Source organism: Halalkalicoccus tibetensis (genome assembly GCF_037996645.1).
GTDB lineage: Archaea > Halobacteriota > Halobacteria > Halobacteriales > Halalkalicoccaceae > Halalkalicoccus > Halalkalicoccus tibetensis.
The window spans coordinates 88,433-108,946 of record NZ_JBBMXV010000006.1; the positions used below are offsets into that span (position 1 = coordinate 88,433).

Sequence of the window (20,514 nt, forward strand, 5' to 3'; positions counted from 1 at the left end):
CCCCCTTGTGCAACAATATTATACTGACAGACGTTGATTGTTGCACAAGGTAAGAATGTCTCCGACTGCACCCCCATCGCTTCCGAATTACCTCGCCGACGGACTTCCCAAACAGGACGACGAGACCCTGCGGGAAGTCCAAGAGTACGTCGACGAGCTGCTTGCCGTTCGCGAACAGCGTCGAAGCGAGCCAGTCACCGAAGACGAACTCCCCGGGGACGCCCAAGTCCTTGAAAACGAATCAGACGGTGCTGTGTATATTGAGTACCGCACCTGCGGTGATGAGAGCTGCTCATGTATGAGCGGTGGTGCGAAGCATGGCCCCTACAAATATCGGGCCTACCGCGACGGAGACACTGTGCGGCGGGAGTATCTCGGTAAAGCATCCGGCAGTGATACGGACTGATTCAATTGTCTCCAATTGCTAGGTTGAAATTGTCCACTGGAAGCTACTTCGCATCGTTTCCCCAGCGACCGTGCATTTCGGGCGCCCAGTCGTCAGGAACGACACGATCCGGATTATCCGGACAGACCGCCTTGTGTCCGTTTACTGCTCGATCCGTTAGGAACACTTTCCCACACTGGTTACACTTCTTCATTCACAACCTGTTGTAAGTTGAACTGCAACTATTATATATTTGACGGGTATGAGTTTCTGCTCATCAACTATGTGGTGAGAGGATCATGGACACAGCAACTGCTACCAGTACTCTCATGCCCATTGAAAACTGTCTCAGTAACTGAGAATTGCATATGGAACTCTCAGATACCCTTCTGTGTCTGTTTAGTAGTGAGATCGATCACCGGGATGGGTCCTATACAATCGAGATTCCCGAACGCGAGGTCGAACTTGGAGACCTTGAGACAAACAGTTCGTATCGCATCGCTATGGTTCCGCAGGCTCGGACCCAGCCCGACTCGAATACTGACGCTACTGAGGAATCGACGCAAGCGACAGCCGAGTCCGGTCCGCCCGTTTCTGAGGGTGATCACCGAACCGTCGAGATCGAAACGATCGGCGAGCAGGGTGATGGGATCGCACGAGTCGAGCGAGGCTACGTGGTCATCGTTCCCGATACCGATCCACACGAACGCGTCGAGATCAAAATTACGAGTGTCACAGACACTGTTGCCTTCGCTGACGTCGTTAAACGTTACGAGGACCACGAGTAGGAAGCGTTCTCCCGTCGTGGTGATCAGGGTGGTGCCACTACCGGATTAGAAAGTATCCACAGAATCCCGCTTACTTCATTCCTTATCGCGAAAACCACTTAAATGAGATCGGCTGCTCGCACCGGCTCTTTTAGAGATGGTTGGAGTGATACGGGGAGTGGCGAAATTACCATAGTTGAAGTGATTATTGACTGCCAGTGTAGTGAAAAGGGAGTTGCGAGGCCATAGCCAGCAGTGCAGACGGTGCGAGACCGCATTCGATTGTCACTGTTGGACCCTTGTGGACTTTGTTATCTCGAGACTTGCGCCATATAATATGTGATAATTGATATTATTCAGTCAGCAAGTGGCTTCAGTAGCTGCTATTCGTTCGACTGAACTCCGCGACTGCCTTCATGAGAGTTGGTTATACAGCAGTCAGCTGTCTACGCAGCGTCGTCGAGTAACTGGCCGATATCGTCTGCGCGCTCCTCGCCAGTCACAATCTTTGAAACCTCCCAGTTGAGTTCGCCCAGCAGTAGCTCATAGCCTTCGTTAGTGAGCTCGTACTCGTTGGTGCGCTTGTCGAGTTCGCTTTTCGCGATCAGGTCGCGTTCAACAAGGTCATCGAGGTTCGGGTAGAGCCGGCCGTGGTTGACCTCGTTGCCATAGTACTCTTCGAGTTCACCTTTAACTGCAAGCCCGTACCGAGCTTCCTCAGCAAGGACGGTGAGGATCGTTTGCTGGAATGCGGTCAAATCGTGCGCGGTACGCCCCTCTCTGTCGGGTGTCGATTGTGCCTCTGACATCCTCTTGAGCGAGACAATCTCCCTAAATAACTGCTTGGGAATTGATCTCATTTCGGATACAGTAATCACTGACGAATTGCGCGCATAACTGATGAGCGGCTGGTTTTGGGTGGTAGGGAGTAAACTTCTGCATAGCCACTAGCTTTGTTCACATGGTCGATTCGCGAACGGTACGTCGCTTTATCTACAATTCCTCTGCCGGGTCTGCTGGGAGCGATTCGATAGGTGGTATTGGTTCGATTGGTGGGCGCAGATCCCAGGGGTGCATTTCGATCGTGAACTCGTAGTTCTCGAGGGTGATCTCGTAGAGAGCCTCACAATCGCAGGAGTCGTGATCGGGATCGATGGCGATAACGAGACCCTGCTCGCCGTGAAGCTCAAAATCGGGGTCAGTTTCGTTGGGAATGTCGATGCGGACGCAATCACCGAGTTGGTAGGTCATCACCGCTTGTGGGCCCGTCTTCTCCTATAAACTCTTGTAGCTTCTGAGTCGGCGGCGCTATGGCTCCTCAGAAGTCAGTGGAGCGGGCACTTGCGTGGAAATCGGCCCGTTGGGGCGAGGGCCGACAGCAATCTCTGTCGACGGCAGGTAGCCCGTCGACAATCGTGTTACGGAGTGGCGCGACTTAGCTCCAATGTTTCTTCTACAGGTTCATTTACGGCAAAGTTATTGCATACTGAGTGACGGGACACACATGAGTAGCATAACTGAACAATCAGAAAGTAGCCAGACAGGCCTTCATACGGGGTTCGGACTTGGAGCCGGGTTAATCGTCGGCGCATCAATCAGCGAGACAGGAGTGGCAAGTGAGTGGTTTCCGTTCGCATTGGGAGCCGTCTTTCTGGTTGGGTCATACCTGAGGTTGAAATGGCGATAAGCGATCCAGATAGGTATAGTGTTCAATGTATCGGTAATGAACTCGAACATTTCATATAGTGTGGTGATTTCTCCAAGTCCATCGTAGGTGGTCCTTGTATTTATATCGCCGCCGGAGATATTATTCATCTAGAGGTAGTTGTAGCTCTGTGTTAAGCACCCAGTGACCGATCTCAGTACCCAATTCGACGCTATCTTCGAGCGTGAACCGGAAGTGGTTGCCCAGATAAATTCATCCCGTTATCGACTCTTGTAGCGCCTCCTCGAAACTTTCGAAGGAGCGTTCTTGATCTTCTAACTTATCAGCATCGAGTCCGGACCTGACCTCAAGCTCAAAGGATTGATCGTCGCCGAAGAACGCCTCGAGAATGGTCTTTCCGGCAGCACCCATCGCTGCTAACCCGGAGGGGTACTCCGGTGAGCCGCCCTTTGCATTCGGTTTCCAGTCCTCGTTGGCAAAGGTATCGGCATTGTCCTCGGTGTTTGCATTGTTGATCGCACTGTAGGGCCGCCACATATCATAGTGGAGTTTGGCTTCCCACGTCGCAATGGCGCTGTCCGCTAACGCGAGACTCAGGAGAGCGAATAACCGTGTGTTCTCCGACAGCGATAGTTCTTGGTCGCGAGCAACGCGTTGTGCGATCATGTTCCATCGACCTGGTGGGCGAGCTGTTTTCGCCGACCCGCGCCAGAACTCCGCGATGTCAAGACAGGCCTGTGGTTGGTCGTCGGCCTTCTCGCCGAGCTTGTAGATTTCATACCATGACTCGGCATAGCGTGGGCTCTCAAGCGCGGGTGGCCCGGATGGACGAAACTGCTGTCGACGTTTCAGCGACCATGGATCGATGAAAGCGAGCTCTGGTGATCCCCATTCCGTATCGAATTTCCCTGGTCCGTTTGAGGGTTCATAGTCATACTTGAAATGATCGGTTCCACTTGTGTGGAGCTCGAGATAGTCGTCTGCAACAGAGCACCCCCATTCGATTCCGGCCTTTACAGACCCGTCGTCTTCGCTCTTTGCGAGGTCTTTTGCGACCGATGTATCGATCGAGTTAGTAGTGTGATCGAAGAGCTCGGAGAGTGATCGATGAGCAACAGCACTCGCTGCTGCAAGGCGTGAAGCCTTCGTTGGTGGGTCGGCTGTAGCTGGATCAACGTAATAGTGATCGGCACTGGCTGTCGTTGCCCTCGCCGTATTGATACCATTGACTGCATCGTAGATGGCTAGGTTGAGGATGGCTCCGGTGCGAACGACTGTTTCTACATCGGCTTCGTCCTCGCGGAGTGCGTTGATGAGGCGTTCGTTCCAATCAACGACGATATCACCGGGGAGATCATCTACAGGATGTTGTTGGTAGCTCTCTGTGTTCGAGCGCAATTTGGCGACGATGGATCGAATTTCGGTCTCGTATCTGTTGACCAGACCGGTCGTTACACCAGCGATCGCTACTGAGCTAAAAAGACGCCGTTTGTTGCTCATGGGTACTCTATAGTAGCTAGAGTAATGGGCTCTACGTACTATAATTTGTGTGACGCCTAACCCTTTTCATATATTCCGGCAAGCCATGATTTCTGAATAGGGAGCATGACTACAACATGATGGCTCCATTGTCCTATATTGGACTACTCACCATATGAATGGGACGAGTCGATACGGCGTTCGCTCAGTATAGTGGATATACTCAGCACCCAATTCTCTGCGGAGCGTTTGTTCCTCGACGTGAATCCGGTACCAGTAGGCGGTTCCGATTCCAAGGACAATGACACCAATACTAGCCCAGTTAGCTAGAATGACTCCGATACCGAGATGGAGTAGGAGACCGCCTGTGTATGCAGGATGACGGACCCATCTATACGGGCCGGCCTCAATCACTGGCTGGTCGGAGTGAATCATTACTCGGGTCGTGAAGTACTGATCGAGCGTTCGAATCGCGTATTGGCGCAAACCCCCTCCTGCAAGAATCAGCAACGCCCCAACGCTGAACACAATGAGAGGGCGCCATTCGATCGCCAGCATGGGTAGTGCATACGCACAGCCGCTTCCAGCGAGAATTCCCCCACCCCCAGTCACTGCGATGAGCCGCCGCGAGTTGTGGTCGTGTCTATCCGCCTCATCAGGTGTGGAACGCGTGAGGGTCCGCCGGAGATCCGACCAGAATGCAATGAGAAGGACCACGTAGAAGATCGCGATGTAGAGTGGCTGTGTGAGAAGTGATGAGACCATTGCTACGCTACGTCTTATTCCTTGACCCAGTCATGATACGCGGTTCTTGCGGATTGTGGTGACGACTGTTCATCAATGGAGCGGTCATTTCGAAATACTACCTAGATCGTTCCCTGTTGCCTGTTCGGACCGAGTGTGATCACCGTGCTCGTGGGCTAATCCGATGCCGATGTTCACCATCGTTAGGCAAACGCCGATGATGAACAGACCGACCGTGAAACCGAGATCCGGCGGGAAGGAAGTCACTGAGATGGTGGCCGCAAACGTCGCTAGCCCACTGAATGCACCCCACCACCATGATACTCTGTCGTTTCGACCCCAGATAGCCCAATGTCGATGACTGAGACCGATGCCGATCGTCCAAAACAATCCGACAGAACCGGTAAGGAGGGGGTCGGCTGCAAACCATCTATAGACGCCACTAGTGAGAAGGACACCTATGGCGATACTCACGCCCCACCACTGCCAACTGTTCATAGTTAGACTGCTCGTTCTTATGAAATATATCTTCGGTGTCTATAGTTATAGTTCCAGTCTGTTGCGTTAAATACCCCTACATCAGTTTCTCTGTGGAGACTTTCAATTCACTTCAGACAGAACCACTATCGAGTAACACTCTCATAGAGAAATACACCACCAATCACGCTTCCGATGACTCCTGCAATGAGCAGTCGGTTTCTTCCACCACTGGCCGAAATAGCGGGGGCTTGAGTAAGAAGAAATCCACTGACTATGATAAAGAGAATACCCATTACAGCAAGTGCGATCATCTCAATCATGGATTGGTTCATAGTATTGAATTTTATGTGTGTGGATCGCTCTATAAGTATCGTTGATATGTCATCCTTGTATGTTCCCAGCTGCGATTATAATATTGTATATTCGATAAACAATTTCGGACCTTTTTTTAGGGATGGGCGGAACGATTTTCGTTGCGCGATTTTTAGATCATCGTGAACACCATGACGAGTGAACGGCTTATGAGCGGCGAAGCTGACTACGAGTACAAGGTCGTCAACGCTCCGACCAGCCTTCTGTGGTTCCGAATCAAGCGCGATGCGACCGAACGATTGTTGAACGACCTCGCGGCGGACGGATGGAAACTTGACGAGGTCGTCGTCAACTGGTGGGGCGGTGCCGAACTGTTCCTCCGACGTTCCCGCTGAGTGACAACCTCCGAACTTGCTGCCGATGAAAGAGGACCCCGGGACCACTACCCAGACAGCCTGTTCGCGGTGCCCGACTTACCCTCTATATTCAGCACGCTGCTCTTGACAGAAATTCGGCATATTTCTGACCGGCGCGTTATCTGTTTCCTCTGTCTGGAGTGATCGGGACTATCTTCATTTCCCGGCTAGAATGACCTGTTACGTAGCGGTGCGCATCTTACAAAATGATTTTGTGGAGAGATGATCGATCTATTTTCGTATAATGACCAGTCTGTACCAGCGTCTGAATATATGGCTAAGAAACCTATCTCAGGTCAAATACGCTCTCACGATGGGGATGATCACGTTTGTGACTTCCTTCGGGATTAGTGGGCTCCTTTTTAATGAATTTAATTTCATTCAGGAAGCTACTCTTGGGATTACACTTACAGGAGTCTATTATTTCATTGATCCACGGTGAAGGGTGTGTTCTCTGTATATAGTGATCTACTGCTTCCGGTTCTGTATTTAACCCGTTCTTGAGCGGTTGTGTTTCTTTGAGTATCATGTGATTGTATGTGGTACTCAAACAACAGAGAAAAAGGTACAGTAGTTCTCAAACCCAATAATGAGCTCCCGGACAACGGACCTGACTCTCCAGAACTCTGTTAGCACGCTTGTGACCGTCCTCCTCATCGCGATTGGGGGATTCCTTCTCGGCGCAGTACTAACCTCTGTTGGCACCGGTATTCTCAGTGTCTTCGGGGTTGACGTGCTCGAACAACCGAACCTACAGATCATCATCAGTGCTCTTGCACTCCAAGGTCTTGGCTTTGGTTCGGTCGCATTGTTCTACCTACTGACTCGTAACAAGGGGGTCGATTTTCTTATGCTGTCGATACCTGACTTCCGTGACTTACTTGCGATCGTCGGTGGAGTAGTCTCACTGTTTGTCGTGCTAGTCGGAGTTTATCTCGTCCAGACGGCGTTTGGTATTCAGTCGGCTGATCACGGTCTCGTTAAACGTGGCATGCAGAATCCTGAACTCCTCCTCATACTCGTTCCATTGTCGATTCTCCTTGTTGGCCCCGGTGAGGAGCTTCTCTTCCGTGATGTTATTCAGCAGTTACTCCGATTCCGTTTTGGAACTATTATTGGGATCACTATTGCGAGCGTGATCTTTTCAGTCGCCCATGTCGGCTCACTCAGTGGCGAAGGACTGGTTCCAACGCTCGTTACCTATATTCTCTTGAGCGTTATCCTTGGAGTGAGCTACGAGTATAGCGAAAACCTCGTTGTCCCTTCAATGATCCATAGGCTGTTCAATGCAATCCAATTCCTCGTTATCTACTTGGGAGCAACGAGCAACAGTCCACTGTTGCTCATCTAACGGGAGATACAGTTGTTCCTACAGGAATTAGAATACTCATAGAACGCCGCTGAGAACGAGTCCAACGATAGTTGCGTTGTAAACACCCTGTGTGAGCATGGCTGGAATGATGTTCTGTGTTCGGAGATAAATCGCTCCACAGATGATCCCGCCGATTCAGTGGTCCCGCTCGCAGTGCGTCGAGAACCGGCCAGCGTCGGGTGAGGCCCACGAACTTGTCGGTGTCCAGAATTGTGTTTATAGGTGTCGGACAGGATGAAGATTGCCGTCCGTTCGGTCGTACGGTGCGGCAGACGTAGCGCTCGTGTACTCGGGTCGCGCCGTCAGGGGTTCTGCTACCACCCATGTACTTTCCATAGTCGAGCCGTTCACGGATAAACGACAAGTCTTCCATAACGATGACGGGGTTCTCGAACGATCGGGCGTATTCGACGGCACGCCGAGATGCTTTCTCAACGATGTCCGTCAGAGCGTTCTGGTAGTGGTCGAATCTCTATCCAAGAGCGTAAATTTCTAACGTATACTCGCGTTTTCAGACGCAGGTCGAATGGTAGGTCCGTTTCGATAATCACTGATGGTGGCCAGACCCGATATCCGTTTTCAGCACGTTTAAGCGTCTGTAGTCTATGCTTTGTCCTTCTACTTCAGTGGAAAGGATCGTGTTAGAGAACATGTTTACTTAATGTTTTTCAATGAGGAAAATATCAGGAATGATGATACTAACAGAACAGAAGCGCTATTATCTGAACAATGATTTATTGGATGATGGTATTATCACCGTGGAACCACGATCGATCAAGGAACGATGATCTCGTCCCGGACGGAGGCAAGGCGGACGATGCAAATGATGAAGGGCGGAATGCGGAGGAGGGGGACGACCGTGTTGGATTGGTCTGGCGCCTCGCGGCCGTTTTTGCCGGCGTGACGGCTATCTGGCTTCTCATCTTCGTCATGAGCGACGCGGTGTTCGAACCGGGATACAGTAGACCAGGACATGTCACGAGCGCCGTTCTCGCGACTGTGCTGACCGTCCCCTTAGTCGTACTCGCTCGCCGGCGCCTTGATAAGCGTCCGTTAGCCGGACTCGGACTCACTCCCCTCCGGACGGCCTGGCACTCGTTTCTTCTCGGAATAGGCTGTTACCTGCTTCCTGCCGGTGCCGGGTTAGGAGCGGCGCTCGCGTTCGGTTGGGTCGAACTGTCACTCAACACCTCCGTCGGAAATCTGGTATTCTTGCTTCTCAGCCTGGCGGTGCTCGTCTTTCTCTACGAGGCGCTTCCGGAAGAACTCGCCTTTCGGGGGTACTTCTATCGCAACCTGAGCGCGTCGTTCTCACGCTGGTTGGCCGTCGGCGGACAGGCCGTTCTGTTCTGTCTGTGGGCGGTCGTCATCGGCGCCGCACCGGCACCTGAGAGACTACTGATCTTCTTCTTTATGGCGATTGTCATCGGAGCGATTCGGGTCATCACTGGCGACCTCTGGGCGTGTATCGGGTTCCACCTCGCGTTCCAAACCGTCCAGCAGTTCTTCGCCGGCGGGTGGGCCAATCAGCCGTTCGTCGTCAGCGATCCGGTCATACTCGTAAATATCGTGTTCGGGCTCGTGCCGCTCGCACTCGCAGTTCTAGTGCTCAGACTCGTCGTAAACGAGGACGTCGAGTGGCGATCGAGCGAGCCGGACCCAGCCTAGATTCATGGCGTCGACCGTGGTGCGTTCATACCGACCGTAGCCGTCTGCTTCTTCCTCATCTCTCACCGTCTCGCGAGGCTTTCGCACAATCTTCCACTCAACGCTGTCTGGATCGCTTGCCATGACAACGGCTACAGCCCAACAGCACTGAAGTACGGTCTTGAGATGATCTGTGAGCTCGCTGAAATCGATACTGACGAGAGAGACCTTACCTGGTACTCGATCCACCCCAGCACCGGAACATCTATGTCTGAGGTGAAAGGGATGAAGGTGGCACAGAGATGCAACTCCGCAATCGAAGTGTCTGTACAACAATATCTCGAACGGCCGTTGTCGAAATATCCTTGACCGGATGGGATAAGAGCCACTGACAGCATCGACGCGCGGCTCTATTTCGTGTCCGGAGCAACGGTCGCACTTTATTGCAGCGTAGCGGTACGAGTGTCTCCGTAATCCCTTATACTGCCGACTCAAACAGAGATACATGTCGCGAAATACTTCTTCGAATTCCTGGGGCGACTCGGATACTCTCCTTCGCGAACGATGTCTCATTCATTATTGGGTTGTCGGTCTAGAAGATGCTCCAGTAGTCGTCCTGACCCACGGCGCGTCGATGGACCACCGGATGTTCGACGACCAGCTCGATCCGCTTCCCAATGCTGGCTATCGCGTACTAACATGGGACGTTCGGGGGCACGGCCTCTCAAAACCGATTGGGACGCAATTCAGCGTTCCAGGCGTTGTCGAGGATCTAGTAGCCATTCTTGATCAACTTGAGATCGATCAAGTAACTCTTATTGGGCAATCCTTTGGCGGCTACGTCTCACAAGAGCTTCTGTTTCGACACCCAGAGCGGGTGACTGCGCTCGGAATCATTGGTGCGACCGATATAACCAGCGTTCCACCGCTACTGGAACGTCTGGCACTCAAGTTCTCTCCCTATCTCTTTAGGATCTGGCGGCCTTGTTGAAACCCTCAAGCGCTGATAGGTTTCAGTAGCCGTGCTGAATACACAGCGTATATCGGTCACTGATCTTTGAGCAACCCGTATGGAGACGAATCGGTAGGGACTAGTGAGACTCCAGTTGTGAAGTGCTAAATCTTCGTGTTACTGTGTCTATCGGTTGTAGCCAACAGTTCAGCAGCGAAACGGCACTATTTTTTCGCGTGCGAACCGAGCACACGCACGTGGCAGAATTACTAATTCTCGTGGGATTGCTGGTGGCGGTGTTCGTCGGGTACAATATCGGCGGGTCATCAACCGGTGTTGCCTTCGGTCCGGCAGTTGGCAGCCGGGCCGTCAGAAAAGTCACTGCCGGGGCACTGTTTACCGTGTTTGCGTTCCTCGGAGCGTGGACGATTGGGCGGAAGGTCATCACGACGATGAGTAACGAAATCGTCGATGCAGCAGCCTTTACACCCGAAACGAGCGTTGGTGTCCTCTTTTTTACCGGGCTCGCACTCCTGATCTCGAACCTCTACGGTGTCCCGGCGTCAACCTCGATGACAGCCGTCGCAGCAATCGTCGGACTCGGATTGGCAACGGGGACGCTCAACACTGCACTGATGTTTACCATCCTGTCGGCATGGATCGTCGCCCCACTGATCGCCGTCTTCATAGGTGCGTTTATCGGCAGATATCTGTACCCGCACCTTGACGCCAAATTCGAATTTGGTCGCCTTACGAACCCGTTGATCGCAATCGATACCCAGGGGAGGCTCCCACGGCTATCGGTCAACGATAACGTCTCGCCTCGGGATCTGATCGGGTCGGCGCTTGTGGTGGCAATTGCCTGCTACATGGGGTTCAGTGCCGGGGCCTCGAACGCGGCGAACGCAGTCGCCCCGCTTGTCGGTAACGGTTCCCTTGACCCCAGCCCGGCGATTCTCCTCGCAATCGGGGCCATCAGCGTGGGCGGCTTCACGATTGCCCGGCGGACACTGGCGACCGTTGGCAACGATATTACTGAGATGCCGATTCTGGCAGCGCTCATTGTTTCAACCGTGGGTGCGACGATTATCAGCGTCCTATCGTGGCTCGGAATTCCAGCCAGTCTCGCCGTGAGTACGACCAGTTGTATTATTGGACTCGGGTGGGGCCGTGCAAGCCGAGCGCGGACGCTCGCAGACATAGTCACACAGTCCCCTGCCGATGAATCCGCTCCAAAGTTTACGACTGGTGCACTCAAACTTCACCCAGTTGAAGGCAACAAGGGGGTCAATTCGGGCCCAACTGTGGGCGAACTCGCTGAAGGCGAGACTCCTCACCCGGACAGGCAGCACGCATCCGGGGATGGTGTGTCTAGCATCGGCGAAAAAGACCCAGAGGAACTGTCCGCCGAAGGCCTGTTCCACCACGCAGCGGCAGCTCGCGTCGTGACACTCTGGGTGATCACGCCGATGATGTCGCTCGTGGGGTCCTATGCCTTGTTTTCACTCCTCGGCTAAGAGAACACCTCGTCTGTCCATCGGCCTCAGTCGTGGTCAGAGGCACCGCCCATCTACAAGAATCGTGCGCGAGTGGTAAGGGTTGGCGTCTTTGATATCAAGACCGCTGTGCTGACTTGATCCTCTGTATTCAGCAGTCCGTTCCTTTTGAATCACGTACATTCGCTGTCCTCGTATGAAATAGCGAGGCTTCGCTCCAGATTGTGAACCACGCACTTGATGACGAGCTCGCGGAACTGCTTCCACCAACGGCGTGACCGCACAAAAGCCCCGAATTTCTGTTTAATTGCTGCATTGACTGTCTCGTTCATGTTCCGTCGATGGTAGAGATCGCTGTCCAGCCGTGCATTCCACGCCTTGTGAAGTAGGGTAAACTCCCGGTGTTTGATGAGCGGACGAATATCGTGATTCTGGGCGAGCCGCCGGAGCTTCTGGTCGTCATATCCCTTGTCACCAGTCAATACTGAGATGGACGCTGCATTCCGTTTCACTACCTGTGGTGCAATCTGTGTATCGTGTTTTCGTGTCGTCGTTACGTGAATGTCAAGCACGGCGTTGGTCGCCGTATCGACCAATAGCGTCGTCTTCAACTGCTGGATGGTGAGGTTCGTACGCTTCGTGTAGTGGGCTGAGGTGTGGGCTCGTTCAAACCCGGACGCATCGATACCGGTGATACCGTTGACCGGCAAATCTGTGAGCGAGACGTTCAGGAGAACCCGCCAGACAGCCATCTCCAAGCGGTCGAACGCCTTACAGAGCGTCGAGGGTGCGGGGATCGAACCGAGATTGAGGGCGTCACGAATGCGAGGCATCTCGATAAGTTCATCAACGAGATCTCGGTAGGTGGTCGTCTTCTTCACTTTCAGACAGAGCAGGACAACGTGCTGGCGGAGCGTGAACCGCTTCCGTGAATAGCGTGTCGAGAACCGAGCTACTGCGCGACGAGCCAACACCATCGCGCGTTCGGCGAACTGGAGAAGTTGAGACTTCGGGAGACCATCCATCATACCTCACGCTACTCACTCGTTATGTTTCTCAACAAGGGTTTCAACAAGGCCGATCTGGCCGGACCGACATCTCCGCAAGGTCATCGCCGGCTACACCGCAGAGAGCGAAGACGTCAGAGAGTACGCCAACAGGGCAAATCGCCAGCTTTCAAAATGGGAGTTCCTCACCGTCTGGAAAGGAGTCGCGAGCGCCCTTCACGACGAACCGGATTACCGGATTTCAAAGCCGCTACTACTCACGCACGGCGAGCGGGATAAGACGGGAACAATTGCACGGGACGCACCGTCATGGGCCGAGCGAGAGCCGAATTGTCAGTATGAAGTGATTCCGGACGCGGGCCACAATGCGAATCAGGACAACTCCGACCGGTTCAATCGAGTGTTCATGGACTTCCTCACGCGACACGTTTCACCAGATTAACGATCGGGTGGGGGAGCATCCTTCGATGATGTGCCGGAATCGGACGCTTCTATACTCTGGAGAGATACAAGAACAGTTCTGTATAATCAACAGCGGGAGCGCGCATGAAATACTTCGGGAAGGTCGCGTCCGAGGTGGGCGACGAGTCCGAGTACAAGTATGGGGTATCGAGTGTCGACAGCGGTGAACGCCTCAACAGGAGTTGATCGCGACGCTCGATCAGCATCGCTCATCGGACGCGTTATGTACTCGTCTGCAGCGCCAGCTCGCGAAACTTCATGTCAGTCGGGGCCGATCTACAGAGGCTTGCGATCGGCAATTGCACGTCAAAGCACGCCGAGGAGTACCCCCAGACCACGCGAACGATTGCTGCATTCCCATCGTGTGGGAATCCGCCCCGTACTCTTGATACAATCTCTCGTAGCAATCAGTAGCCGCCTGAATCAACCGATAATCCACAAACCAAGATACATATGACTCATACGACACTCACTACCAAAGATGATCGGACTGATGAGCAAACACAAGCGTCAGCATCTCAGTCGGTTTCATCGTGCCCGGAGTGCGGTGGTCAAATCGTTTCTGATGATGAGCATGGGGAGGACGCTTGTGAGGAATGTGGTCTTGTTCTCGATGCGGATACTATCGATCATGGTCCGGAATGGCGTGCGTCCAACCCCAGGGAACGAGATGAGAAGAGCCGGGTCGGTACGCCAACGACACATTTGATGCATGACAAAGGCCTTAGTACGACTATTGGGTGGCAGAACAAAGATGCGTCCGGACGGATAGTAGGAGCGGAAAAACGAGCGAAATTAGAACGTCTTCGACAATGGGACGAACGATTTCGAACAAAGAACGCCCATGAACGAAATCTCAAACAGGCCTTCGGAGAGATCAGGCGGATGGCATCTGCGCTTGGACTACCACAGCCAGTTCGGGAAACTGCGGCAATCATCTATCGTCGGGCCGTCGAAAAAGATCTGCTTCCCGGCCGATCCATTGAGGCGATGTCAACGGCATCACTGTATGCAGCGGCCAGACAGCATCAGGTACCACGTACGCTAGATGATTGTGCGGCCGTCAGCCGAGTTGAACAACTCCCTATTCAGCGCGCGTATTGGTATCTCTCCCGTGAACTTGGATTGCAAATCAAACCGACAGATCCGATTCAGTATGTCTCTCAATTTGGGTCGGAACTTGATCTAAGCGACAACGTGCTCCGTCAAGCCCGGGAACTACTTACTGTTGCAAAGGATCAAAACGCCCATAGTGGCAGAAAACCTGCTGGCTTAGCAGCAGGCGCGCTCTATGCAGCGAGCCGTTTGGCTAACGAAAATCTCACACAAATAACGGTAAGCCAAGCAACTGATGTAAGTAGAATGACAATACGTGCTCGTTACCAAGAACTCCTCGAGATATACGGTGCTGAGGGTAATACTACATGATTTTCCTATGACACTCGAGCAACTCCCACTACTAATTAATCGATCGCAGACGGTTCTTCGCGCACAGACGTACATTTCCCATCCAAGAAGCAGGATACGGTCCGACGGATGGTTCACGAGAGATTGGAACGAGATATCAGATTGATGCTGCGTCTCCTCTCTAACGTAGAATCGGGCCGAATATAGTACTGACTAGTCAAAGTAGACAATAGTGGGCGATTCATCACCATCGGAAGATTCGCCATCCTTCCAGATGGTCCTCGATGCGCTAAATGACACTAACTGCCAGGCTATTCTCCGTGAGACGGCACATCCTATGACCGCAAACGAACTCAGCGATGCATGTGACATCCCTCAGTCAACCTTGTACCGAAAATTAGACTTGCTCAGTAGTGCCTCGCTTGTCCGTGAACGCGACCAGATTAATCCGAGTGGAGGCCGAACGACATACTACGTGCGGGATTTCCATGATGTGACGATCTCGATGGATCCTACCGCCGAGAATGGACTTTCGGTATCAGTCCAGCGGCCACCACGAAATGCAGACGAACGACTCGCGGATATTTGGTCACAGATGAGTGATGAACTATGATCTGGATCGGAACTGCTATTGTTATCGTTAAAACCGTAATCTTGCTGTTGGGAGCTGGAATCACCTATATCGCATACAAAGCGTACCGTCGAACGGGATCATCCTCGCTACAAGCGCTCGGTATCGGCTTTACCAGTGTAACGCTGGGGGCACTTCTCGCGGGTGTTGCTGATCAACTTTTCTCCGTTTCGCTGGAGATGGGAGTGCTCATCAACAGCGTCCTCGTTGCGATTGGATTTGTGATCATTATGTACTCCCTCTATATTGAGAACTAACGATAGCGACCTCAATTCGCTATCACATATTTTAGATTCCTTCTCTCAGAGAGCGGCAAACGATCCGCCGAGAATGGTTGGTTTACCGTACGATAGTATTATTTCTGAATACAGCGAAATAGTGTGCAATGGCTTCCGTGAACGGAGAGGACAATTCCCAGCAAGAGAAAGGAGTAGGAATGTCGCTCGGACTCGTTCTTGGGGTTGCTATTGGTGCTGCGATGGATGAGCTGGCCATCGGTATCGCCCTCGGAATTATATTCGGTGCGAGCCTCGAAGCTGGCTGGCCTCGAAAACGATCTTCGTAATTCAGCATCGCTTAGTAGTTCTCTGTCAGGTAATTCCGGATGTGCGGGCCGAGGGCGAGCAGTAGTCTACGATACTGATTTTGATTCACTTATCCAAGAGAACGGCATTCCATTTCTTGAGGAGAACACTGTCTGGGGGTTCGTCCCTGTTAGGCAGACTCCGGAGCATATTGTCGGTCGGCGTCATCTCTTATCGGAAAATCAGCTGAGAAGTTTTTTAAAGGCTACTAGACAGAGCTATCGAATAATGATCCGAAGAACGGATCTTGAAGGGGTCCGTATTATATGTCGGTTAAGTATCTACAATCTCCTGGACAGTACGTCTGGCTAATTGCGCGAAATCTACTAACTCTGGTTTGATATCGGCCTTGAGCCCTGTGTCACGTATTGCACGTTCTGTCGGGGTACCGATCGCACCGATAATAGTTTCCTCTACCCCCTGTTTGAGTGCCGCCACATTGTCTTCCTCCTCGGCGATCTCGAAGAAATGATCCACTATCCTTGGTGACGTGAATAGTATCCCATCTAACTGACCGTCGATAGCAAGTGAAACTGACCGACCAGCGGTTTTCGGCCGATCCAATCGATACAACTGCGTTTCATGGACATCGGCACCGGCTGCTTCCAATCCTTTGACCAGTACATCACTACCATGCGCGCTACGAGCAATCTCGATAGTGTCTCCTTCAACCTCAGCAGAAAGTTCCCTAACGAGACCTGTGGACGTGAAGGTCGATGGAACAATATCAACTGAAAAGCCACTATCCCGTAATGCCGAAGCTGTTTGGTTACCAACAGCACACACCGTCTCCTCATCTGGATACCACCCGTGCTCCACAGCGAGTTCGACTCCGGTCGTACTAGTAAAAATACAATAATCTGCCTGTTGAGGACTCTGTCCCGTCGGACAGAAAGTCAGCATTGGATCTGCGACTGGCGAGACATCCAGTGATTGAAGATACCGGACGGCCTCGTCGATACGAGTATCGTCTGGGCGAAGGACGGCCACTTGTGGCTTGGGCATAGTGAATGATCTGTCGCTGATAGACTTGGATATACCGAGAGTGAAGCGATGGATTCCGAGCTATTCAAACCTCCCGTCAGATTATCTAATCGTATGGACAGCGATGACTCTCACGATCATGTCGTCCCAGGGAGTAACGAAGAACTCGATACACCTGACGTTCGTGGCTACGACTTTCGTGGAGAGTTCGACTTTCAAGAGATGCTCGACTCCTACGCGACGACGGGGTTCCAAGCGACACAACTCGCAGAGGCTATCGATATCGCCGAACGCATGCAGGAGGCAGACGCTACTGTCTATCTCACGTTTACCTCGAATATCATCTCGTCGGGGCTGCGCGAGACGGTCGCGTATCTCGTTCGAGAAGGGTACGTGGACGTTCTCATCACGACATCCGGGTCGCTGACCGAGGATGTCATCAAGACAGCGAAACCGTTCAAGATGGGAGACTGGGATGCAGACGAAGCATCACTTCGGGAGCAAGGTATCAACCGGCTCGGGAATCTCTTCGTCCCTTCTGATCGATACGTGTGGTTAGAGAAGTATCTCTATGACTTCTTCGACGATTTCTTTGCGGACGAAAAGATTCGGACCCCGACGGCCTTTGCACGTGAGTTAGGCAAGACACTTGACGACGATGACTCGGTATTGAAGCAGGCAGCCGATAACGACGTGCCAATATACTGTCCAGCGCTGACGGACGCCGAAGTCGGGAATTTCCTCTACTACTATCGACAGAGCTACGACTCGGAAGTTGGGATCGAGATTCTGGACGATTATGATTTGCTCATCGAGGACGGGTTGCTTGCAGACACGACAGGGCTCATTGCGGTCGGTGGTGGTGTACCGAAACACCACGCGATTATGACGAACCTTTTCCGGGGTGGGGCGGACTACGTTGTCTACATCTCAACAGGGATGGAAGGGGATGGATCATTATCTGGAGCGCCGCCGAACGAGGCCGTTTCATGGGGCAAAATTAAGCAAAAGCGAACGAATTACACGCAAGTCGAGGCAGAGGCGACGCTTGTCTTACCACTATTGGTAGCTGGAGCATTCAAACAGTAGCAAGTACCAAGAATTGACTCATAATTATCAAATACGGAGTGAAAATAAGCCACCGCTGACAGGCGGAAACAATGCAAGTTCATCGCTGTCTTTGATTTTACTGACAAGATCAGAGTCTTCCGTGTAAACGTTTTTGCCATTCTGGAGTATGTTTATGCGATTCCTGAGTTCACCGTTGTGATCCATGGTTCGCTCACGGAATTTAATATTTGTCAAGTAGTTCATCGGGAGCGTCGCCAGCAGTCTAAGTTGAATCTGGGTTAAAGTCTATTATCACTTGACGGGCGTCTGTGATCCCATCCAGGTCCTTGAACAGTTCTATCTTATATTCTATGCTACTAGTGCCATCACCTCAATACTAATTTTCTATCTGTGGTATCATTCAACTATTTCCCCAAGTGCATCTACGACGCGGTCGGCCTGGTTTTTATTGATGATGAGTGGCGGTAGGAGGCGTACAACAGTCCTTCCTGCAGGGAGTGCGAGAATACGATGGTTCATCGCTAATTCCTGTAAGATACGGTTTGCTCCTCGTTTAACCTCAATACCCACCATCAACCCCTTGCCGCGGATATCCCGCACCCGGTTATCGAGTTCTACCTCTAACTGCTTCTGCAGGTACGTTCCGATCTCAGCAGCATGAACTGGGAAATGTTCCTCAGTAATCGTCGATATTGTCGCTTCGGCTGCCGCTGAGATAAGAGGGTTACCGCTGAATGTCGATGCATGGTCCCCATATTCCTCTGCAATCCAGTCGCGGCACATTGTCGCGCCGATGGGTAATCCGTTTCCAAGTCCCTTTGCACTCGTGAGTATGTCTGGCACAACGTCTACATGCTCACAGGCCCAGAGCTTGCCTGTCCGACCTAATCCTGTTTGAACCTCATCCAGAATTAGTGCTGCCCCAGCTTCTGTGGTCAGCTCACGGATCATTTTCATGAAATTGGTAGAGGCAGGGTTGATACCGCCCTCGCCTTGGATGGGTTCGACTATGACAGCCGCTGTATCGTCATCGACTGCCTTTGCCATTGCGTCAGCATCATCATATTGGACGAACTCTACGTTCTCAAGAAGCGGCTTGTAAGGGTCCCTGTATTTCTCCTTCCACGTAGCTGAAAGTGCTCCCATTGTACGGCCATGGAATCCCTGTACTGTAGCGATAATTTTTGTATCGCCAGTAGCTGCACGAGCAAACTTCAGTGCAGACTCGTTGGCCTCAGTCCCAGAATTACAGAGCCAAACCTTTCCGATATCACCGGGCGCTACGTGTCCCAATGTCTCGTAGAGCTGACTTCGCACTGCAACAGGATATGATCCTTGCACATAGGTCAGGTCCGAAAGCTGGGTTGTGATGGCATCCGTAACCCTATCGTGGCCGTGACCCAACGGGACGCAAGCGTAGCTCGCACCCATATCGAGGTATTCGGTTCCATTGTCATCGTAGAGATACGGACCATTGCCTTCGACGATCTCGATAGGTTTCTCAGAATATACGAATCCACTCATTCTTAGCTATCACTGGTAGTACTCGGAAACATGCTGGGAAATATCTGTCCTACTCTACCCCGAACAATTACGACCAGACAATCCGTATTTGCTTCTCAATGAGACCGTCAATTGATTTTCTGAAACGCTTTAATGGCATAGTGACTGCAGACATCAAACCCCGCATACAGTGTCTGAGAGGACGGGCTGTCTCTATCATCGTGCGATGATTGGTAGCCCCAAAGCCAAAAGAGGGGGCCTTGTCAGCTCTGATTTGCTATTCTCCGCGTGTTGTCTGGGTTTTTAAGCGTGCAGGCGTGTATACTGCTATCAAGAGACACTACTATGGCACTCCGGATAGGTAGCTAGCAGTGTGAGAATGCCACCCTCATCCGAGAAGAAACAATCCCTCTCGTTACGACGAGCCGAGCAGTGGACGCTCCATCACGTATTGCTTCATCGGCTTGAGCGAGGTTTCTCCGATTCGACTAGCGCGCCTCCACCCGCTGATGTATTTTGGGCGTTCATGACGCTTGACTCGGGGGAGGTGTCGTTTACTGACGCCGAGCTCAGAGCGATAGAGTCTGTTCTTGCAGAGTACCACCATTCTACAGACTGGTGGGCCAGTGAGCGGTCCCGTCTCGAATCACTTCTTCATCACGTCACATCTGTCCGTGATACGAGCTGTCGATCCCAGTCAGCTTGACTCCTTTTTGGATCGGATTAAATCGGTGGCATTGGTTCAATTGGTGGCCGGAGGTCCCACGGGTGCATGTCAATCGAGAGGTCTTGGGTTTCGAGGGCGACCTTGTAGAGAACTTCACACCCACACGTACACTGTCCGGGGTCATTGTCGAGAACAATGGCGTGTTCACCGTGAAGGTTAAAATCGGGGTCGAGCTCGTCGGGGATGTCGATACGGACACGGTCGCCGAGTTTGAGGGTCATCACCGCTTGTGGGCCCGTCTTCTGATATGAACTCTCGGTGCTCGAACGGGTACTGGAATTTTGTGGTAGGAACGGTTGGCCCTACGTTAGGTGCCACACAAAAAATGACCCGATGGGACATGGGTCAACGGTCGTCTCCAGCGATAGGCTGGATGCCTCGTCGGCAATCAAGATATGTGTTCACATACCTTAGTAGAATTG

Annotated in this window: 22 protein-coding genes and 1 pseudogene; 12 read left to right on the forward strand and 11 right to left on the reverse strand. The window is 52.2% G+C overall.

Annotated elements, in window-relative coordinates:
• Nucleotides 1-55 precede the first annotated feature (55 nt).
• Both WOA58_RS16900 and WOA58_RS16905 read left to right on the forward strand, forming a co-directional pair.
• A complete protein-coding gene (locus tag WOA58_RS16900) occupies nt 56-406 on the forward strand; it encodes a DUF6788 family protein (RefSeq protein ID WP_340605462.1) in 351 nt (116 codons plus the stop codon).
• 347 nt (nt 407-753) lie between these two features.
• On the forward strand, nt 754-1,173 hold the full coding sequence (locus tag WOA58_RS16905; RefSeq protein WP_340605464.1) for a TRAM domain-containing protein: 420 nt from the start codon (nt 754-756) through the stop codon (nt 1,171-1,173).
• A 425-nt stretch (nt 1,174-1,598) separates the two neighbouring features.
• Here WOA58_RS16905 and WOA58_RS16910 read toward each other — a convergent pair whose 3' ends face one another.
• The 5 genes from WOA58_RS16910 to WOA58_RS16930 all read right to left on the reverse strand — a co-directional run bounded on the left by WOA58_RS16910 (nt 1,599) and on the right by WOA58_RS16930 (nt 5,841).
• Nucleotides 1,599-1,961, reverse strand: coding sequence for a PadR family transcriptional regulator (locus tag WOA58_RS16910; protein WP_340605465.1), 363 nt, complete (start codon nt 1,959-1,961; stop codon nt 1,599-1,601).
• Between the two features lie 184 nt (nt 1,962-2,145).
• Entirely contained in the window at nt 2,146-2,403 is a 258-nt protein-coding gene (locus tag WOA58_RS16915; RefSeq protein WP_340605466.1) for a hypothetical protein, read from the reverse strand.
• A gap of 667 nt (nt 2,404-3,070) precedes the next feature.
• Nucleotides 3,071-4,318, reverse strand: coding sequence for a vanadium-dependent haloperoxidase (locus WOA58_RS16920; protein ID WP_340605467.1), 1,248 nt, complete (start codon nt 4,316-4,318; stop codon nt 3,071-3,073).
• A 147-nt stretch (nt 4,319-4,465) separates the two neighbouring features.
• The gene (locus WOA58_RS16925) at nt 4,466-5,062 is read right to left on the reverse strand and encodes a methyltransferase family protein (protein WP_340605468.1); all 597 of its coding nucleotides are present in this window, start codon (nt 5,060-5,062) and stop codon (nt 4,466-4,468) included.
• Nucleotides 5,063-5,664: 602 nt separating this feature from the next.
• A complete protein-coding gene (locus WOA58_RS16930; protein WP_340605469.1) occupies nt 5,665-5,841 on the reverse strand; it encodes a hypothetical protein in 177 nt (58 codons plus the stop codon).
• A gap of 201 nt (nt 5,842-6,042) precedes the next feature.
• Between WOA58_RS16930 and WOA58_RS16935 the strand changes: the two genes are divergently transcribed.
• Both WOA58_RS16935 and WOA58_RS16940 read left to right on the forward strand, forming a co-directional pair.
• Nucleotides 6,043-6,228 (forward strand): DUF4177 domain-containing protein, encoded by a 186-nt coding sequence (locus tag WOA58_RS16935; RefSeq protein WP_340605470.1) that lies wholly within the window; start codon nt 6,043-6,045, stop codon nt 6,226-6,228.
• Between the two features lie 610 nt (nt 6,229-6,838).
• Nucleotides 6,839-7,600: a CPBP family intramembrane glutamic endopeptidase gene (locus WOA58_RS16940; RefSeq protein ID WP_340605471.1), complete on the forward strand. Its 762-nt coding sequence runs from the start codon at nt 6,839-6,841 to the stop codon at nt 7,598-7,600.
• 343 nt (nt 7,601-7,943) lie between these two features.
• Here WOA58_RS16940 and WOA58_RS16945 read toward each other — a convergent pair.
• Nucleotides 7,944-8,093, reverse strand: a pseudogene (locus WOA58_RS16945) (IS200/IS605 family accessory protein TnpB-related protein); the annotation flags it as partial.
• Nucleotides 8,094-8,365: 272 nt separating this feature from the next.
• Here WOA58_RS16945 and WOA58_RS16950 point away from each other — a divergent pair.
• The 3 genes from WOA58_RS16950 (at nt 8,366) to WOA58_RS16960 (ending at nt 11,737) form a co-directional block, all read left to right on the forward strand.
• Nucleotides 8,366-9,289 (forward strand): CPBP family intramembrane glutamic endopeptidase, encoded by a 924-nt coding sequence (locus WOA58_RS16950; protein WP_340605472.1) that lies wholly within the window; start codon nt 8,366-8,368, stop codon nt 9,287-9,289.
• A gap of 484 nt (nt 9,290-9,773) precedes the next feature.
• Nucleotides 9,774-10,259 carry an alpha/beta fold hydrolase gene (locus WOA58_RS16955; RefSeq protein WP_340605473.1) on the forward strand — a complete coding sequence of 162 codons (486 nt, stop codon included), beginning with the start codon at nt 9,774-9,776 and terminating at the stop codon, nt 10,257-10,259.
• Between the two features lie 218 nt (nt 10,260-10,477).
• Nucleotides 10,478-11,737, forward strand: coding sequence for an inorganic phosphate transporter (locus WOA58_RS16960; RefSeq protein WP_340605474.1), 1,260 nt, complete (start codon nt 10,478-10,480; stop codon nt 11,735-11,737).
• A 152-nt stretch (nt 11,738-11,889) separates the two neighbouring features.
• Here WOA58_RS16960 and WOA58_RS16965 read toward each other — a convergent pair whose 3' ends face one another.
• Entirely contained in the window at nt 11,890-12,741 is an 852-nt protein-coding gene (locus WOA58_RS16965; protein ID WP_340605655.1) for an IS5 family transposase, read from the reverse strand.
• Between the two features lie 897 nt (nt 12,742-13,638).
• Here WOA58_RS16965 and WOA58_RS16970 point away from each other — a divergent pair.
• The 3 genes from WOA58_RS16970 (at nt 13,639) to WOA58_RS16980 (ending at nt 15,480) form a co-directional block, all read left to right on the forward strand.
• Entirely contained in the window at nt 13,639-14,613 is a 975-nt protein-coding gene (locus tag WOA58_RS16970; RefSeq protein WP_340605475.1) for a transcription initiation factor IIB, read from the forward strand.
• A gap of 208 nt (nt 14,614-14,821) precedes the next feature.
• Nucleotides 14,822-15,205: a helix-turn-helix domain-containing protein gene (locus WOA58_RS16975; RefSeq protein ID WP_390220981.1), complete on the forward strand. Its 384-nt coding sequence runs from the start codon at nt 14,822-14,824 to the stop codon at nt 15,203-15,205.
• Entirely contained in the window at nt 15,202-15,480 is a 279-nt protein-coding gene (locus WOA58_RS16980; protein ID WP_340605477.1) for a DUF7521 family protein, read from the forward strand. Before WOA58_RS16975 ends, WOA58_RS16980 begins: the two co-directional genes overlap by 4 nt.
• Nucleotides 15,481-16,080: 600 nt before the next feature.
• Here WOA58_RS16980 and WOA58_RS16985 read toward each other — a convergent pair.
• Nucleotides 16,081-16,812 (reverse strand): uroporphyrinogen-III synthase, encoded by a 732-nt coding sequence (locus tag WOA58_RS16985; protein WP_340605478.1) that lies wholly within the window; start codon nt 16,810-16,812, stop codon nt 16,081-16,083.
• Between the two features lie 93 nt (nt 16,813-16,905).
• On the opposite strand from WOA58_RS16985, the gene WOA58_RS16990 reads away from it, so the two are divergent.
• Nucleotides 16,906-17,880 carry a deoxyhypusine synthase gene (locus WOA58_RS16990; protein WP_340605479.1) on the forward strand — a complete coding sequence of 325 codons (975 nt, stop codon included), beginning with the start codon at nt 16,906-16,908 and terminating at the stop codon, nt 17,878-17,880.
• Between the two features lie 27 nt (nt 17,881-17,907).
• Here the strand turns inward: WOA58_RS16990 and WOA58_RS19120 are convergent, their stop codons facing one another.
• Nucleotides 17,908-18,105 (reverse strand): MoaD/ThiS family protein, encoded by a 198-nt coding sequence (locus tag WOA58_RS19120; protein ID WP_390220974.1) that lies wholly within the window; start codon nt 18,103-18,105, stop codon nt 17,908-17,910.
• 153 nt (nt 18,106-18,258) lie between these two features.
• Complete coding sequence (locus WOA58_RS16995) at nt 18,259-19,386, reverse strand: aspartate aminotransferase family protein (protein ID WP_340605480.1); 1,128 nt, start codon at nt 19,384-19,386, stop codon at nt 18,259-18,261.
• A gap of 358 nt (nt 19,387-19,744) precedes the next feature.
• Between WOA58_RS16995 and WOA58_RS19215 the strand changes: the two genes are divergently transcribed.
• Nucleotides 19,745-20,071, forward strand: a complete 327-nt coding sequence (locus WOA58_RS19215; RefSeq protein WP_461782297.1) for a DUF7853 family protein — start codon at nt 19,745-19,747, stop codon at nt 20,069-20,071.
• 17 nt (nt 20,072-20,088) lie between these two features.
• Here the strand turns inward: WOA58_RS19215 and WOA58_RS17000 are convergent, their stop codons facing one another.
• Entirely contained in the window at nt 20,089-20,313 is a 225-nt protein-coding gene (locus tag WOA58_RS17000; protein WP_340605481.1) for a hypothetical protein, read from the reverse strand.
• Nucleotides 20,314-20,514: the final 201 nt, after the last annotated feature.

What these genes read in the sequence shown, in the direction of transcription:
- WOA58_RS16915 (WP_340605466.1), bottom strand. Translation starts at nt 2,403, where the DNA reads ATGACCTACCAACTCGGTGATTGCGTCCGCATCGACATTCCCAACGAA.
- WOA58_RS16985 (WP_340605478.1), bottom strand. Translation starts at nt 16,812, where the DNA reads ATGCCCAAGCCACAAGTGGCCGTCCTTCGCCCAGACGATACTCGTATC.
- WOA58_RS16900 (WP_340605462.1), top strand. Translation starts at nt 56, where the DNA reads ATGTCTCCGACTGCACCCCCATCGCTTCCGAATTACCTCGCCGACGGA.
- WOA58_RS19215 (WP_461782297.1), top strand. Translation starts at nt 19,745, where the DNA reads ATGCCACCCTCATCCGAGAAGAAACAATCCCTCTCGTTACGACGAGCC.
- WOA58_RS16970 (WP_340605475.1), top strand. Translation starts at nt 13,639, where the DNA reads ATGACTCATACGACACTCACTACCAAAGATGATCGGACTGATGAGCAA.
- WOA58_RS16925 (WP_340605468.1), bottom strand. Translation starts at nt 5,062, where the DNA reads ATGGTCTCATCACTTCTCACACAGCCACTCTACATCGCGATCTTCTAC.
- WOA58_RS16935 (WP_340605470.1), top strand. Translation starts at nt 6,043, where the DNA reads ATGAGCGGCGAAGCTGACTACGAGTACAAGGTCGTCAACGCTCCGACC.
- WOA58_RS16950 (WP_340605472.1), top strand. Translation starts at nt 8,366, where the DNA reads ATGGTATTATCACCGTGGAACCACGATCGATCAAGGAACGATGATCTC.
- WOA58_RS16910 (WP_340605465.1), bottom strand. Translation starts at nt 1,961, where the DNA reads ATGTCAGAGGCACAATCGACACCCGACAGAGAGGGGCGTACCGCGCAC.
- WOA58_RS16995 (WP_340605480.1), bottom strand. Translation starts at nt 19,386, where the DNA reads ATGAGTGGATTCGTATATTCTGAGAAACCTATCGAGATCGTCGAAGGC.
- WOA58_RS16920 (WP_340605467.1), bottom strand. Translation starts at nt 4,318, where the DNA reads ATGAGCAACAAACGGCGTCTTTTTAGCTCAGTAGCGATCGCTGGTGTA.
- WOA58_RS16955 (WP_340605473.1), top strand. Translation starts at nt 9,774, where the DNA reads ATGTCGCGAAATACTTCTTCGAATTCCTGGGGCGACTCGGATACTCTC.
- WOA58_RS16905 (WP_340605464.1), top strand. Translation starts at nt 754, where the DNA reads ATGGAACTCTCAGATACCCTTCTGTGTCTGTTTAGTAGTGAGATCGAT.
- WOA58_RS16930 (WP_340605469.1), bottom strand. Translation starts at nt 5,841, where the DNA reads ATGATTGAGATGATCGCACTTGCTGTAATGGGTATTCTCTTTATCATA.
- WOA58_RS16980 (WP_340605477.1), top strand. Translation starts at nt 15,202, where the DNA reads ATGATCTGGATCGGAACTGCTATTGTTATCGTTAAAACCGTAATCTTG.
- WOA58_RS16940 (WP_340605471.1), top strand. Translation starts at nt 6,839, where the DNA reads ATGAGCTCCCGGACAACGGACCTGACTCTCCAGAACTCTGTTAGCACG.
- WOA58_RS16990 (WP_340605479.1), top strand. Translation starts at nt 16,906, where the DNA reads ATGGACAGCGATGACTCTCACGATCATGTCGTCCCAGGGAGTAACGAA.
- WOA58_RS17000 (WP_340605481.1), bottom strand. Translation starts at nt 20,313, where the DNA reads ATGACCCTCAAACTCGGCGACCGTGTCCGTATCGACATCCCCGACGAG.
- WOA58_RS19120 (WP_390220974.1), bottom strand. Translation starts at nt 18,105, where the DNA reads ATGAACTACTTGACAAATATTAAATTCCGTGAGCGAACCATGGATCAC.
- WOA58_RS16965 (WP_340605655.1), bottom strand. Translation starts at nt 12,741, where the DNA reads ATGGATGGTCTCCCGAAGTCTCAACTTCTCCAGTTCGCCGAACGCGCG.